Origin of the sequence: Agromyces sp. Leaf222, from assembly GCF_001421565.1 — a bacterium.
Taxonomy (GTDB): Bacteria; Actinomycetota; Actinomycetes; order Actinomycetales; family Microbacteriaceae; genus Agromyces.
Genome location: NZ_LMKQ01000001.1, coordinates 1030324 through 1045657, shown reverse-complemented (window position 1 = coordinate 1045657; position 15334 = coordinate 1030324). Strand labels below are relative to the sequence as shown.

General features: G+C 72.1%; 13 protein-coding genes. 7 read left to right on the top strand and 6 right to left on the bottom strand.

The genetic code is table 11. The features are described 5' to 3' along the window. Window positions 1–85: 85 nt before the first annotated feature. Genes ASE68_RS04550 through ASE68_RS04540 form a run of 3 tightly spaced genes read left to right on the top strand, consistent with a single transcriptional unit; the run spans window position 86 to window position 2265 of the window. Complete coding sequence (locus ASE68_RS04550; protein WP_055855545.1) at window positions 86–1504, top strand: carboxylesterase family protein; 1419 nt, start codon at window positions 86–88, stop codon at window positions 1502–1504. Next, a complete protein-coding gene (locus tag ASE68_RS04545) occupies window positions 1501–1878 on the top strand; it encodes an iron chaperone (RefSeq protein ID WP_055855543.1) in 378 nt (125 codons plus the stop codon). The genes ASE68_RS04550 and ASE68_RS04545 overlap by 4 nt, the downstream gene beginning before the upstream one ends. Window positions 1879–1899: 21 nt before the next feature. Then, window positions 1900–2265: a hypothetical protein gene (locus tag ASE68_RS04540; protein WP_157421544.1), complete on the top strand. Its 366-nt coding sequence runs from the start codon at window positions 1900–1902 to the stop codon at window positions 2263–2265. Between the two features lie 91 nt (window positions 2266–2356). Here ASE68_RS04540 and ASE68_RS04535 read toward each other — a convergent pair whose 3' ends face one another. Next, window positions 2357–5023 (bottom strand): fibronectin type III domain-containing protein, encoded by a 2667-nt coding sequence (locus ASE68_RS04535; RefSeq protein ID WP_082462318.1) that lies wholly within the window; start codon window positions 5021–5023, stop codon window positions 2357–2359. A 296-nt stretch (window positions 5024–5319) separates the two neighbouring features. On the opposite strand from ASE68_RS04535, the gene ASE68_RS04530 reads away from it, so the two are divergent. From ASE68_RS04530 to ASE68_RS04520, 3 genes are read left to right on the top strand one after another with little or no spacing between them, the layout of a single operon-like run. Further along, entirely contained in the window at window positions 5320–6054 is a 735-nt protein-coding gene (locus tag ASE68_RS04530; protein WP_055855539.1) for a DUF2306 domain-containing protein, read from the top strand. A gap of 4 nt (window positions 6055–6058) precedes the next feature. After that, window positions 6059–7243, top strand: coding sequence for a sensor histidine kinase (locus ASE68_RS04525; RefSeq protein ID WP_055855537.1), 1185 nt, complete (start codon window positions 6059–6061; stop codon window positions 7241–7243). After that, on the top strand, window positions 7240–7884 hold the full coding sequence (locus ASE68_RS04520) for a response regulator transcription factor (RefSeq protein WP_055855535.1): 645 nt from the start codon (window positions 7240–7242) through the stop codon (window positions 7882–7884). Before ASE68_RS04525 ends, ASE68_RS04520 begins: the two co-directional genes overlap by 4 nt. Before the next feature lie 30 nt (window positions 7885–7914). Here the strand turns inward: ASE68_RS04520 and ASE68_RS04515 are convergent, their stop codons facing one another. From ASE68_RS04515 to ASE68_RS04505, 3 genes are all read right to left on the bottom strand, one after another. After that, window positions 7915–8367 (bottom strand): VOC family protein, encoded by a 453-nt coding sequence (locus ASE68_RS04515; RefSeq protein WP_082461999.1) that lies wholly within the window; start codon window positions 8365–8367, stop codon window positions 7915–7917. Next, on the bottom strand, window positions 8364–10916 hold the full coding sequence (locus ASE68_RS04510) for a hypothetical protein (RefSeq protein WP_055855534.1): 2553 nt from the start codon (window positions 10914–10916) through the stop codon (window positions 8364–8366). The genes ASE68_RS04515 and ASE68_RS04510 overlap by 4 nt, the downstream gene beginning before the upstream one ends. 126 nt (window positions 10917–11042) lie before the next feature. Further along, the gene (locus ASE68_RS04505) at window positions 11043–12254 is read right to left on the bottom strand and encodes an MFS transporter (protein WP_055855532.1); all 1212 of its coding nucleotides are present in this window, start codon (window positions 12252–12254) and stop codon (window positions 11043–11045) included. A 79-nt stretch (window positions 12255–12333) separates the two neighbouring features. Here ASE68_RS04505 and ASE68_RS04500 point away from each other — a divergent pair, with 79 nt between their 5' ends. Then, on the top strand, window positions 12334–12792 hold the full coding sequence (locus tag ASE68_RS04500) for a helix-turn-helix domain-containing protein (protein ID WP_055855530.1): 459 nt from the start codon (window positions 12334–12336) through the stop codon (window positions 12790–12792). Between the two features lie 29 nt (window positions 12793–12821). Here ASE68_RS04500 and ASE68_RS04495 read toward each other — a convergent pair whose 3' ends face one another. Together ASE68_RS04495 and phoA are read right to left on the bottom strand one after the other, a co-directional pair. Continuing rightward, on the bottom strand, window positions 12822–13382 hold the full coding sequence (locus ASE68_RS04495) for an RNA polymerase sigma factor (protein ID WP_055855528.1): 561 nt from the start codon (window positions 13380–13382) through the stop codon (window positions 12822–12824). Between the two features lie 320 nt (window positions 13383–13702). Continuing rightward, window positions 13703–15217: an alkaline phosphatase gene (gene phoA, locus ASE68_RS04490; RefSeq protein WP_082461998.1), complete on the bottom strand. Its 1515-nt coding sequence runs from the start codon at window positions 15215–15217 to the stop codon at window positions 13703–13705. Window positions 15218–15334: the final 117 nt, after the last annotated feature.

The window sequence follows — 15334 nt, the reverse complement described above, 5'->3', positions numbered from 1 at the left end:
TCGAACCCGGCGGATGGCCGCCGCGCACGATTCCGGTCGCACGTGATGATGGCCGCGGAGCCCCCTCCTGCGGCAGAATCGTGCGATGACCGACCTCTCCGCGCGAGCACAGGACCGGCTCCCCGACCTCGCCAACGTCGAGACGCCGTGGGGCGCGTTCCTGGCCGTCGAGGACGACGGCGTGCAGCGCATCCGCAACATCCGCTACGCGCGGGCCGCCCGGTTCGCGCCCGCCGAGGCCGTCGACCCCGACCCCGCGTCATCCGCCGACCTGCAGTTCACGACGATCGCGTGCCCGCAGCCGCCGAGCCCGAGCGCGGCCGTGCTCGGCGAACCGCTCGAGGGCGCCACCTTCGACGAGGACTGCCTTCGCGTCACGATCACGCGCCCCGCCGACCTCGACGGCCCGGTGCCGGTCATGGTGTGGATCCACGGCGGCGCCCACGTCTCGAACGCGGGCGACCTGCCCGGATTCGACCCGTCGGCGCTCGCGCGCGAGCACGGCGTGCTCGTCGTGGCGCCCACATTCCGGCTCGGACTGCTCGGGTTCATCGGCGACGGCACCCCCGACACCGCGACCGGCAGGGCCCCAGGCGGAGCAGTCGGCGGCACGCACCGGCCCGCGAACCTCGGGCTGCTCGACGTCATCACCGCGCTCCGCTGGGTGCGCGAGCATATCGCCGGCTTCGGCGGCGACCCCGAGCAGGTCACGGTGTTCGGGCAGTCGTCGGGCGCCGACGCGCTCGCGCACGTGCTCGCCGCCGACGGCACCGACGGGCTGATCACGCGGGTCGTGCTGCAGAGCGCGCCCTTCGGCATCCGCACCGACCGCGACGAGATGCAGGCGAAGATGCGCGCGGCCATCGGCGAGATCCCGGCGGATGCCACGACCGACGAGCTCGGTGCGCTGCAACTCGTCGCGAAGCAGGCGGGTTCGGGGTTCGGGCTCCGCTCGAGCATGGCCTTCGGCACCGAGTACGGCCGCGCGCCCCTGCCCGTCGAGGCCGACATCCCCGCGGCGTGGATCCGCCGGGCACCGGGTCTCGAGGTGCTCGTCACGTGGACCACCGAGGAGACGATGTTCTACCTCGGCACCGTGCCGAGGCTCGAGCGGCTGTTCCGCGTGCCACTGATCGGCGCGCTCGCCCGCCGTGTGGTCGTGAACGCCACGACCAGGTCCGTCTACTCCCGAGACGGCCGCCGGTTCGCGAAGCTGCTCGCGCAGGCCGGCGCCTCGGTGCAGGTCGGCGTCTTCGACGGTCGGCCCGATGGCAGCCCGCTCGGCGCCGCGCACGCGATCGAGCTGCCGCTGCTGTTCCCGAACGAGGCCGCCTGGTCGCGTGCGGCCCTGCTCGACCCCGACGGGGCCGGCACGCTCGTCGAGGCGGGCGCCGCGCTGCGCTCGGCCTGGGTCGAGTTCGCCCGCACCGGGCGCATCGCCGAGCAGCGCATTCCCGTCGGCGCCGGCTGGCGCGGCGGACTCCGAGTGGAGGACATCGCATGAACGACAAGCCCGCCAAGCCCACCACGGTCGACGAGTACCTCGCCACGTTCGAGGGCGAGCCCGCCGAGCGCCTCGCCGCGGTGCGTGCGGCGATCCACGACGTGCTGCCCGACGCCGAGGAGAAGCTCCGCTACGACATTCCGGGCGTCTCGATCCGGGGCCGCTACTGGCTGCATTTCGCGGGCTGGAAGCACCACATCGGCCTCTACCCCGTGCCGCACACCGACGGCGAGCTCGAGGAGCGCATCGCGCCGTGGCGGGCGGCGAAGGACACCGTCAACCTGCCCTACTCCAAACCCCTGCCGCTGGATCTCGTGCGCGACATCACGCGGCTCGTGGTGGGCCTGCACGGCGCCGACGGTCCGACCGCCTGAGCCATCTGCCAGAATCTCGGGGTGACCAGCCCCGAATCCATCCCCTCGTCCGCATCCGTCGGCGCACCGACCCCCGCGCGCCCGTCTCCGCTCGCCATGGTGTCGTTCGTCGCCGGGACCGCGGCGAACCTGCTCCAGTTCCTCATGCAGTTCGTCTTCGTCCTGCTGCTGAGTTCGGTGGGCTACGCGGGGCTGCAGCCCGTGCAGTTGATCGCTACCGCGATCGCGTTCGTGCTCGGTGCGGCTGCGCTCGTCATCGGCGTCCTCGCGCTCCTGCAGAAGAACGCGCCCAAGGCTCTCGCCGGCGCAGGTACGGCGCTCGGCGCGGTCGTGGTGCTCGGCGCCGTGGTGAGCCTGATTCAGGGCCTCCTGCTCGCCCTGGTCTGACCCGCCCGCTCGGAACACGGCGGATGCCGCGGCAGCACGTGCTGCCGCGGCATCCGCGATTCTCATGGGCCGTTCAGACGCCCGCCCGAACTCAGCCGAGCGTGAACGTCTGCGTCGTCGCGTTGCCGGCGACGTCGTAGACGACGAGGGTGTTCAGCCCTGCGACCGCACCGAACACGCCGGGCTTGACGTAGTTCACGTCGGACCAGGCGTTGTTCGAGAGGTCCTTGACCTTGCCGTTGAGCTCGACGCGGTCGATCTTGCCCGCGTCGTACAGCTTGAAGCTGACGAGCGAGTACCCCGCACCCTTCGCGACGGTGTACGAGGCGCCGTCCTTCACGGTGACCGTCGGCTTGACGGCGTCGATCGTGAACGCGAAGGTGCTCGTCTTGGAGATGTTGCCGGCGAGGTCCTGCGCGTTGTACTTGACGGTGTAGTCGCCGGAGGCCAGCGCCACCTTCGCCGTGTGCGAGCCGACCTTCGCGCCGCCCTCGACCTTGGACTGCGTGCTCTTGACGAGCTTGCCGTCCTGGTAGATGTTCGCGACGATGCGCTGCAGGCCGCGGTCGTCGGTCGCGTCGACCTGCACCGAAAGCTCCCGGAACGGTCCGACGACGGTCGGCGAGACGAGCGAGACCTCGGGGCGGGTGGTGTCGGGCTCCTCGACGGGCGGCTCGACGCCCGCCTCGGTGACCCACTTCTCGCCGGCATCCGTCTTCGTCACGGTGAACTCGTCGTACACCGCGCCGACCGGGAGGTCGGTGGTGGCATCCGCCGTCTTCTCCGCGAGGTACGACCGGTAGTGCAGCTGGTCGTTCGAGACGTCGATGACCTGGTAGGTCGTGACGCCGGCGCCGCGCAGCACCTGGGTGGCGTTGTTGTTGGTCCAGACGTTCTTCGCGTCGGTCTCGAGCTCGTAGTGCTTCGCGCCCGAGTTGGAGACGATGTAGACGGGGCCGTCGGTGATGCCGGCCGTCTCAGTGACGTCGTCGTTGTTGTAACCACGGGCGTAGGTGTGGTCGTGGCCCATCATGACGAGGTCGATGTCGTGCTTCTGGAACACGGGCACCCAGTACTTGCGCAGCTCGGGCTCGTTGCGGCCTTCGGAGGCCGAGTAGACCGGCTGGTGGAAGGTCACGACGTTCCACTTCGACGGGCTCTGCTCGAGCACGTGGTCGAGCCATGCCGCCTGGAACTCGGGCCAGAGCGACGAGAGCTTCGTCGACGGGCAGTCGGCGCCGGCGCAGGCCGGGAGGTTGTCGGGCGTCAGGAACGTCGCGTCCCGGGTCGCGTTCAGCGTGATGAAGCGCACGCCCTGGTAGTCGGTGAAGTACACCGTCTCGGTGGCGAACTGGGTCCAGTGCGCGAAGTATGCGGCGTACTGCTTCGCGACGTCGGTGTCACCGTCGGCGAGGTCGGCGAGGGCGCCGACGGTCTCGGTCGTCGGGTTGTTGTGCGGGTACTCGAAGTTCGCCTTCCACGACTTCAGGAGCTTGTCGCCCGAGTACTCGTGGTTGCCGGGGGCGGCCATGACGTTGGTCGTCGCGGCCGAGGTCTGCATTCCCTTGAACCAGTTGACCCACTGGGTCTCGTTGCTGGCGCTGTCGATGAGGTCGCCGGCGTGCACCGATCCGATCGAGTCGGGGGCGGATGCCTCGGCCATGGCCACGACCTTCGGCCAGGTGGTGTCGAGGCCGATCTGCGCGTCGCCGTAGTAGACGAACTGGAACTCGTCGTCCTTCGGGTCGGCGGTCGTGAACTCGGTCCACGGGCTCCAGCCCGTGTCGGTGCCGACGCGGTAGGTGTACGCGGTGCCGGCGGCGAGGCCGTCGACCGTGGCGGAGAAGTGCTGCAGCGGGTTGCCGTTCACGGAGCCGGCCGCATACGCGTCGATCGAGCGGATGTCGCCGCCGGCCGTCGGGCGGATCTCGACGTGTCCCGTGGTCTGCGTCGCGTCGCCCGCGAGCCACGAGAACGACTGCGACGTCTCGGGGGTGGCGGTCGGCGTGAGGATGACGCGCGACGGCGGCGCGCTCACCGGCTCGACGGGTCCGGCGGCCTCGGTCAGCCGCAGCGAGGTCACGTCGAGGTAGATGTCGCTGCTGGTCTCGCGGTCCTGGTAGAGCGCGACGGCGACCGTGTTGACACCGTCGACGAGCACGTCGCCGTCGGCCGCGAAGCTCGCGGCGAGCGGGTCGGACATGCCGGCGCCGGCGTACTCCTGGTTCGTGGTGCCGGTGACCCGCTCGTCGCTGAGGCCGGCGACCTTCTGGCCGTTGATCCACACGATGGCGCCGTCGTCGTAGACGACGTCGCCGAGCACCTGGTCGACCCGGTCGGCGACGCCGGCCTCGAGCGTGAAGCTCGTGCGGAAGAAGAACGTCGGCACGTCGGGCGCCTTCACGCCGTCGAGGTACTGGTTCAGCAGGGTCTTCGGCATGCGCGGGCCGACGGCGGCGAGCTTGCCGCCCTTGGCGCCGAAGCTGCCCGCCGCGGACTTCCAGGCCGAGTCGTCGAACGCGCCGGTGGTCCAGGCCCGCAGGTTCGCATCGCCCTTCACGGGGTCGCTGCCGTCGTCGAGGTAGCGCCAGGTCGTCTCGCCCGTCACGACCGGTGCCGTGGGCACGTCGGGTGCGGTCTCATCGGCGGCGAACGCGGCGGCCGGCGCCGCGATCGCTCCGCCGACGAGGGCGAGCATGAGCGCGGATGCCGCGGCTCGCCTCCCCCATCGCGTCGCCGTCGTCTTCGTCTTCGTCATCGTCATTCCTTCGTCGCTCCGGAGGGCGCGCATGCGCGATGCCCCTCCGGTCGCCCGCAGGTGCACCGTCTGCCGCCCGAATGCCGTACTCCATCGAATCCGGGCCGGATGTCTCGCCCCTTGCCCCGCGGTGGCCCCGACGTGAACCCGCGGTGGCCCTGCGCGACAGGTCGGCCTGCTAGCCTTCGGGTCCTCCCGGTGCCGGTCCCACGGTCTCGGCCGATCGGCCGATCGGCCGATGCAGGTCCGGCCGGCGGGCCGATGCGTCTGCACACGCCGACGACGAGCATCGACGCATGACCCAGACTTCGAACGCCGGGACGGCACGCCGCCACCGCCGCCACCACCGCCCCGAGTGGCTCGCACCGGCGGGACTCATCGCCCTCACGCTCGTGCCGATGGCGGCGGGCTCGAGTCGGCTCGCGCAGCTCGGCTCGGGCGCCGAGGTCACCGCCGAGAACGCCCGCTTCTTCGACTCCCCCGTTCCCGTGATCGCGCACATCATCGGGTCCACGGTGTTCCTGTTGCTCGGCGCCCTGCAGTTCGCTCCGTCGCTGCGGCGGCGTCGCTGGCATCGGCTGGCCGGGCGGGTGGTGGCGCCCGCAGGGCTCGTGTCCGCGGCATCCGGGCTCTGGATGGCGGTGGCGTACGACCTGCCGGCGAACAGCGGGGTCGCGCTCATGGTGATCCGCGTGGTGCTCGCGCCGGCGATGGCGGCGGCGATCATCGTGGCGGTGCTCGCCATCAGGCGCGGCGACGTCGCGACGCACAGCGCGTGGATGACGCGCGCGTACGCGATCGGGCTCGGCGCCGGCACGCAGGTGCTCACGATCCTGCCGTGGGCACTCGTGGTGGGCGAGCCCGGCGAGGTCGCGTACACCGTGCTCATGGCGCTCGGGTGGGCGATCAACCTCGTGGTGGCCGAGGTCGTCATCCGCGCACGGGTGCGGCGGGGCATGTTCGGCCCGCGTGCCGCATCGGGCGGGCGCATCGTGGAGCCCTCGGCGCCGGATGCCGCGCACCTATCATGAGGGCATGACGAGCCCCGTGCGGTCGCTGTGGAACGCGCCGGCCGCGGTTCCGCCCCCGCCACGGCGGGTGTGGCGCGACTGGGCGCTTGTGGGCCTGCTCGTTCCCCTCATCGTCGTCGAGGCGTCGCTGCGTGCCGAGCTGCCGTGGCGGTGGGCGTGGGCGGCCGCCCTCGTGCTGCTCGTGCCGACCCTGCTCTGGCGCCGCACCCGACCCTTCACGATGCTCGCCGTCGCCTCGGGTGCGGGCACGCTGCTCGGAATCGCGACCGGCGGCGACCCGCAGTTCTTCACGACCGCGTACTTCCTGCTGCTCGTCTACGCCGTCATGCGCTGGGGGTCGGGGCGCGCAATGCTCGGTGGCGGCGCGGTCGTGCTCGCCGGCTCGGTGCTGACGCTCGTCACCGGCGAGCCGACCGTGGCCGACGTGATCGGCAGCATCGCGGTCGTCGTGTCGACGTGGTCGCTCGCCCTGGCATTCCGGTGGCGTGCCGGCGCGAGGTCCCGCGAGCTCGAGCGCATGCGCCTGCTCGAACGCGAGCAGCTCGCGCGCGACCTGCACGACACGGTCGCCCACCACGTGTCGGCGATCGCGATCCAGGCGCAGGCGGGGCTCGCCGTGGCCACCACGCAACCGGATGCCGCGGCCGGCGTGCTGCGCACCATCGAGGTCGAGGCGTCTCGCACCCTCGACGAGATGCGCGCGATGGTGCGCGTGCTGCGGCAGGACGGCGGGCCCGGCGACCGCGGGCCGGGCGCCGTCGGGGCGGACCTGAGCCCGGCGCCGGGAGCCGGGGACCTGCGGCGGCTCGCGACATCCGCCCACACTCCGTCCGAGCTCGAGGTCGAGGTGGCCGTCGACGGCGACCTCGACGGGCTGCCGCCGGCGGTCGGCGCGGCCGTGTTCCGCATCGCGCAGGAGGCCGTGACGAACGCCCGCCGACACGCGCGCGACGCGACCCGCGTCGGGGTTCGCGTGCGGGTCGACGGCGACGGCGTGCAGCTCGAGGTGCTCGACGACGGCCGGCCCGCGGCATCCGCTCGCCCGGGGTACGGCATCACGGGCATGATCGAACGCGCGACGCTGCTCGGCGGCACGTGCGAGGCCGGGGCCGTCGACGCGGCCGACGGCGGAGGATGGCGGGTCGCTGCCGCGCTGCCGCGCGCCGCCTGGACGGGAGGAACGGCATGACCGTGCGCGTGCTCATCGCCGACGACCAGGAGCTGGTGCGCACCGGCCTGCGCATGATCCTCGACGCGCAGCCCGACATCGAGGTCGTCGGCGAGGCGGTCGACGGCGGCGAGGCCGTGCGCATGGCGCGCGCCCTGCGCCCCGACGTGTGCCTCTTCGACATCCGGATGCCGGTGGCCGACGGCATCGCGGCCACGCGCGAGCTCGCGGGGCCGGGCGTCGCCGACCCGATGCCCGTGGTCGTGATCACCACGTTCGACCTCGACGAGTACGTCTACGCGGCGCTGCGAGCGGGCGCACGCGGATTCCTGCTGAAGAACGCCGGAGCCACGCTGCTGCGCGAGGCCGTGCATGCGGCTGCCAGAGGCGACGCGCTCATCGATCCCAACGTGACGGTGCGGCTCATCGAGGCGTTCGCCGGCACCGCCCCCGAGCCGAGGCCGGCGCCGTCGACGCCGCTGACCGACCGCGAGCGAGAGGTCGCCGCGGCGGTCGCCCGCGGCCTCGGCAACACCGAGATCGGGCGCGAGCTGCACATCTCGCTCAGCACGGTGAAGACGCACATCGCGAGCATCATGGCCAAGATCGGCGCCCGCAATCGCGTCGAGCTCGCGATCTGGGCGACCGAGACGCGGCGGTAGCGCGGATCGCCGGCTGCTCGCCCACGCAGATCAGTCGTCGAGCTCCTCGAAGAGCGTCAGCTGCAGCCCGGCCGGGCCCCGCAGCCGTGAGTTGACCGAGCGCCACGGCGTCTCGCGCGGCTCGGCGATGAGCTCGGCCCCGGCCTCGACGAGCTCGGCCGTCGTCGCCGCGCTGTCGTCGACCTCGAGGGCGACGCGCAGCCGGTCGCTGCGCTGCCCCTCGGCCTCGACGCGATCGATGAACCGCACCTGCGCCGGATTCGAGAGCTCGAGGGTCGCCCGCCCCGCGTCGAGGATCACGACCCGCGCGCCCTCGTCGCCGTCGTAGGCCTCCTGCTCGGGCATGCCGAGCACGTCGCGGTAGAAGGCGAGCGCCTGCTCGAAGTCCTCGGCCTCGACGACGAGCCGCAGCTGTCTGACGCCCTTGGCCCGGCGGGCGCCGGCGTTCTCGTGCTCGTGCTCGTGCTCTGGTTCGGTGGTCATGCACCCATTCTGCGCGCAACGCGGGCATCCGCATCCGCACCGGCAGCGCCCTCGGCCGCGGCGCGCTCTGCCGCGAGCCGCCCGACCATCTCCTTGAGGAACTCCTCCACGTTCGTGCACTCCACGGGCGTCGGCACCCAGAACACCGCCTCGGCGATCTCGGCCGTGACGGCCTCGGAATCCTGTTCGAACCGCACGAGCAGGCAGCGCACCGAGTACGCGGCCACGTCGATGAGGTATCGCGCCGCCCGCAGTCGCTGCTCGGGATCGAGCCCACCGGCATCCGTCGTCTCGATCACGCGAAGCAACATCGACGCGTCGAGCAGCATGCCGAACTCGTCGCCGCGCATCGCGGTCGACTCGAGCAGCGTGTCCAGTCCGGATGCCGCGGCCAGCCCATCGGGCTCGAGGATCCCCTGCCCGGCCAGCGCGCCGCGCACGCCCGAGAACCGCGAGATCTCCCACGGCGAGCGGATCGGCCGCAGCACGAGATCGCGCATGCGCTGCTCGTCGCCGAGCAGCTTCAGCTCCGGGTCCCATGACGCCAGCCCGCGGTAGTAGTCGACCGACTGCGCCGCACTCACCCGCCGCACGGCGTCGCTGACCACGTTCTCGCGCACCTTGCGGTTCTCCGCAGTGCGGGAGCGGCGCGCGAGGTAGCACGCGTACGAGTACCGGATCTCGATCTCGCACGACGCCTTCGTCTCGTCGAGCCACGGCCGCACCAAGGCGGCCGCCCGATCGCGGACCTCGGCCTGCCGCTCGGACTCCGACAGGGCCGCGAGGCGCCCCTGCTCGCGCCGCCGCTCGGCCCAGGCCGCATGTCGCGGAGGCCTCGACAGACGGCGGCTCGCGGCATCCGTCACCTTTGCGGCGTCGTTCGGGTCGATGGGGTCCGCGGCCGAGACGAGCTCGGTCACCGCGGACCCGTCGGAGAAGATCACGAAGGCCAGCGCCGCCCGTGCGCGCATGCGCAGGAGGATCCCGAACTGGTCGCGCCGCTCGAGCTCCTCGTTCTCCCAGGTGCGGCGGGCGGCAGCCGAATTCGGCCGGAGCGTGCTTCGGATGGCGCGGCCCGTCGCCTGGAGCCGCGTGAGTTCGGTGCGTTCCGCCGTCTCGAGCGCGAGCAGCTCGACGAGCCGCTCGAGGGAGCGCCGGATCTTCGCTCGACGAGTCGCGACGTCGTCGTCGACGCCGTGCAGCTCCACCTGCGCCGCCCAGTTGCGCGCGTGCGTCGAGTAGAGCATGAGCGTGCGGAGCAGCATGATGCGCGGCTCCTGCCGCCGAGTGCGCGTCCGTTCGCGTCGGCGTGCCTTCCGGTCGAACTCGGCATTCGGGCCCTTGCGCTCCAGCCGCGCCTGCTCCTCCCGCTGCTCCTCCTGCTTCCGCTTCCGCGACCGCTCGACGTAGTCGTGCCAGTCCCGTGGCTCCGCGTCGAACACGAGTTCCGCGCCACAGACGCTGGCGACCTGGTTCACCACGGGTTCGAGGTGATCCATGAGCGCCTCGAGGTCGCGGCGCCCTTGGGCCCCGTCGGAATCGAGCAGCACCCGCCGGTACTCGACGAGCAGGCTGCGCGGTTCGAGTTCGAGGGCGCGGTTCAGGTAGTAGTCGCGCTCGGCGGCATCGGCGGCCATCTGCGCGATGCCCAGGTATCCCAGCGAGCGCCAGTTCCTCGCGCCGTAGAAGCCGCGCACGTCGGGATACCGCTCGGCCATCGTCATCGCCGTGAACGCGGCCGCCAGCGCGAGCAGCTTGCGATGCTGGTCGGCCTCGTCGGCGTTCCGAACGCCACGCCAGCCCAGCTGGAGCTGCACCTCGCCCACGGACGCGCCGTTCCGGCGGATCGTGGCGATCGCGGAATCCGCGTCGACCATCGCGACCTGCAGCATCCAGGGCGAGGAGTTGAAGAGCACCTGCACAAGCCACGCGACCACCGAGGCGAGGCCGTTGCCGCTCCGGTCGGCGACCGTGATGAACTCGCCGAAGTCCGGCGAGTTCTGCCGTTCGACGCGTCCGGGATCGTCGGCGTTCAGGTCGCGCACCTGCAGGAGCGCATCGATCGACCAGGCCTCGTTCGCCGACCCGCCGGGCGCGATCACGTGGGCGTCGATCCGCGACCGCGTCGCGAGTCCGGGAGCGAGCACGCACACGGCCACGGTCGCGAGCACGCCGCCGACGAGCCCCCACATGAGCAGCGCATCGCGGGCGAAGACCGTGACGAACACGGTCGCGATCGGTGTCGCGAGCACGAGCGCCCAACCGTACGTGCGGAACCGGCGGCCGGCGGCACGCGTCAGCCGCAGATCACGCACGCCGGGCAGCAACGTCACGATGCGTGCCGCAACGGCGAGGCCGACCCACCAGCCGGCGATCGCGATGCCGGCGTCGGTCAGCGGCGCGAGGTTGCCGTCGACGAAGCGCTCCCAGCGGGCGCCGATGGACGAGGTCCAGTCGCCCAGGCCGCCATCCCCGGCTGCGGCGGAGCACCCGCTCAGGGCGGCCAGCACGATGAACGCGCCGAATGCCGCGCCTGCCGCCCTCGGCATTCGGGACCAACCTGACCGCGGATCGCGTCGCATCTTCCATACCGCCTGCCCCGACCATGGACCCGCGCGAGCCCGACCGGGTCAGGGCGGCCCCGGAGATCGCCCGAGGTCAGCCCTGAGTCGCGATCAGGACGCGGCACCGCCGAGCCCCGGTGTCACGGCGACCGGGGCGCGGCGGCCGAGGTTGGCGACGACGAGTGCGGCGACGCCGAGCAGCAGAATGACGGGCGCCCCGATCTCGAGGGCGAGCTGCAGTCCGGAGGCCGTGGCAAGCGCGCCGAGGCCCAGCGCCGCGAGGGCCTGCACGAGGTAGGCGACGACGTACGCGGCCGAGATCACGGCGGCCCGCTCGTGCGTGGGCGCGGTCGTGGTGATGAGTCCGAGGCCGCCGGCGAACATGAGGCTGTAGCCGGCTCCGGCGACGATCGAGGCGGCGATGAACGCGGGCAGCGAGTGCGCGGCCCCCGCGACGATGAGCAGGCCGAGGCCGGCCACGGCGAGCGGGGGCCCGATGCTCACGGCGGTGCGCGGCGGCATCCGCCTGAAGACGATCGCGACCACGCCGATGACGATTGCCGACAGGGCGATGATCGCGCCGTCGACGAACGCGTTGTCGCTGCGCACGAGTTCGCGGGCGATCTGCGCGCCGAGGGCGAGGAAGATCGCGCCCATGGCGTAGGCGGCCGTGATGCCGAGGGTTCCGGCGACGAACGGGCGGCGCTCGGTCCGCGGCATCCGGGGCAGTCGGGGTCGCCATGGGCCGGATGCCTCGTCGCGGGTGTGCCGGGGCAGCGCGGCCGTGAAGGCGGCGACGCCGACCGTGACGCCCGTGAGCACCCAGAAGCTCAGGTGCATGGGAGCCGGCGCGTACTGCACGAACAGCCCGCCGAGGATCGTCGAGAGCGCGAGGCCGGTCGCGGTCGCGGCGGTCGTGGCCGAGCCGGCGCGGCTCGCTCCGTCGGCGCCGCCGAACTCGACCATCGCGGCCGTGGCGGGGCTGAGCGCCAGGCCGACGCCGACGCCCATGAGCGCACGGCCGATGAAGACCCAGGTGAGGTCGGGTGCGATGCCGAACGCGATCGAGCCGAGGCCGAGGGCGCCGAGCCCCATGAGGATCACCGCCCGCCGGCCGATCACGTCGGAGAGGTTGCCGAAGACGATGAGCACGGGCACCAGCACGAGCGGGTAGATCGCGAAGATGGCGGTGGTCACCGTCGGCGGCACGTTCCACTCGGCGGCGTAGAGCGGATAGACCACCGTCGGGGCGCCGCTCGCCCAGAGGGCGAGGCCCGCGACGGCTGCGGCGGTGAAGAAGCTGCCTCGTCTGCCCAGGGTCATTCGGGACTCCTTCTGAGTTGGAAGGCCCAAGTTAGCATCCTGAGTACGAATCTCCTAGCCAGCTTGCTAGAATCAAGGCATGACGACCCCCGCCCCCTCGCTGCAGCGCTGCTCGATCGCGCGCACCCTCGACGTGCTCGGCCAGAAGTGGTCGCTGCTCATCGTGCGAGAGGCCATCTGGGGGCGCACCCGGTTCGCCGAGTTCCGCGCCCGCCTGGGCATCGCCCCCGACATCCTCGCTGACCGGCTCGCCCGCCTCGTCGAGGCCGGCATCCTCGAGCGCCGCCCCTACCGCGACGACGGCGAGCGCGAGCGCGACGAGTACGTGCTCACCGACGCCGGTCGCGCGCTGACCCCCGTGCTCGCAGCCATGGTCGACTGGGGCGACGAGTTCCGCCCAACGGGCTTCGGCCCGTCGACGGTCTACACCTCGCGCACCACCGGCGAGCCCGTGCGCCTCACGTTCGTCGACGCCGCCGGAGTCGAGCATTCTCCCGCCGACATCGTGCCCGTTCGCGGACCCGGCGCGCTCACGTAGCGGCGAGCGCACGACGAGCGCGCACGACCTCAGCGCGGAGCGTCGCCCATGCCGACGGCGAGCGAGGCACGCGCCCGGCTGAGCCGCTGCCGAACGGCTGCGTCGGAGAGCCCGAGCTCCTCGGCGATGCGCTTGGTCGCATGGCCGTGGCCGTACCGGAGCTCGACGACCTCGCGCAGCGCCTCGGGAAGCCCCTGCACGGCGCGCGCCGTCGCCGTCACGAGCTCCTGACGCTCCCACTCGGTCTCCGCGCTCGCCGCGAGACCGCCGCTCACGATGCCGGTGGCGGATGCCTCGGCGAGGACCTCGCCCGATGAGAGGAACGCACGTTCGCGCTGCCCCCGCCGGTACGCGTCGGCGACGACACGGCGGGCGATCGTGTCGACCCAGGCGCAGATCACGGGCTCCTCGGCGCAGCGAACGGCGTCGATGTGCTCGAGCGCCGCGACGGCCGCCGCCTGCGCGGCGTCCTCGGCATCCTCGCGACGGAGCCCGAGGCTCACGGCACGCCGGCGCAGGCGCTGCGGCTGCTCGGTGAACATCGTGTGCAGCACGCGGACCGCGTCGTCCGACGTCGCCTCGGCGTGCATGGTTCCTCCACTCGTTCGCCATCCGGTCGGCGGAGGCCTCGGGCACCAGACCCCGGTATTCGGGCCGCCGAACGCGAGAGTACCGGATCGCGATGTCACATTCTCGTCGCCGCGACGTCTCTCTTTCGGAACCCGCTCGTCGATTTGACGCACGGGGTCCGCCGACCCGTGCGAACGCCAGGTGCACCTGGGGGGACCTGGCGCTCCACGGGTCGGCGGCGGGGGCGCCGGACGCGGGAATCCCGCTGTCGCGGTGGAGCCCCGAACGATGGGGATGCTCCTGCGACAGCGGGATTCCGGTGGTGGATCAGGTGGAGGGGTCAGCGCCCGCGGCGCTCGTCCCACGGCTTGCCGGCCTGGTCGCCCTTCGGCAGCGGCCAGCTCACCTTGACATCGGTCTTCAGCTTGAGCGCGTTCGCGATCGTGAAGAAGGTGTCGGTCTGGTCGGTCAGGCCGAGCACGCCGATCGCGCTCGGGCCGAACGCGGCGACGCGCAGCTGCGAGCCGGTGTGCTGCTGCGAACCGCCCTCGGCCGAGGTGCCGTACGAGATGCGCAGCGGCGTTCCGTCGGCCGTCGTCAGCGTCGTGCCGAGGCCGGGGGTCGCGCCGTCGACGATCTGCGACGAGTGCGCGTGGTCGGCGGTGACGATGACGAGCGTGTTCTTGTCCTTCTTCGCGAAGGCGAGAGCCGCCTGCACGGCCTCGTCGAAGTCCTGCGTCTCGCCGATCTGGCCGCACGCGTCGGCGGCGTGGTCGCGCTTGTCGATCGACGCGCCCTCGACCTGCAGGAAGAAACCCTTCTTGGCCTTCTTGTCATTCAGCAGCTGGATCGACTTCTCGGTCATCGCCTTCAGGGTGACGCCGGATGCCCCGAGGTAGGCCGGGTTGGGCTGGCACACCTCGCCGGTCGCGGCACCCGACCCGCCCACGGTCGCGACGGTGGGCGCGAACCGGGTCGGCAGGTTTCCGGGCGCGAAGAGCCCGAGCACCGGTGCGTCCTGGCTCGCCTTCGTGATGCCGCTGAGGCCCGCGCCGTCGGTGACGACGTTGTAGCCGCGGTCCTTCGCCTGGTCGAGGAGCGTGAGCCCCGACCACTCGCCGGCCTTCGCCGTCTGGGCGAACGTCGCCGAGCCGCCGCCGAGGGTCACGTCGGGGCGGGTGTCGAGCAGCTGCTCGGAGATCGAGCCGGCTCCGCCGTTCACGAGCGCGTCGGCGCCGCACGACGCACTGTCGGGCCCGTAGCAGCTGCGGGCGGCGACGTGCGCGACCTGCACGGCCGGCGTCGCATCCTGGATCTCGGAGGTCGTGACGTCGCCGGTGCGCAGCCCGTTGCCCTTGGCGAGCTCGAGCAGGGTGCTCTGCGCCTCGCCGTGGATGTCGACCGAGACCGCGTTGTCGTACGTCTTCGTGCCGGTCGCCCAGCCGGTGCCGGTCGCCGCGGAGTCGGGCGTGTAGTCGGGCTTGCCCGCGAGCGGATCGCCGTCCTTGTAGAGCGAGTACGTCGTGTACTGCCCGGTGACGGGCAGGGCGTCGATGCCGGCGAGCTGGCCGCCGGCGCCGACGAGGTAGTTGCGGGCGATCGTGATCTCGCTGTCGCCCATGCCGTCGCCGATGAGGAGGATGACGTTGCGCGCCGGGGTCGGCAGCAACGACTTGGCGAGGTTGACGGCATCGCCGAATCCGGTGGTGTTGTGGCGCACCGCGCCGCCGGTCTGGTCGGGCGAGGGCTGCGACGCGGCGGTCGCCGTGAAGGCGGATGCCGCGACGATCGCGCCGGCGCCGAGCACGGCGGCCGCGGACAGCGCTGCGCGCCGCCGGGTGAGACGGAACTGCATGGGGATTCCTCTCGAAACGTGTGAGTGAGCGGCCGGCGATCGGGTGACCTGGCGGCCGAACCCAGCGCACCAGTGACCGCGTACGGCCGCATGAACTCCGCACGAATCTCGGATGAA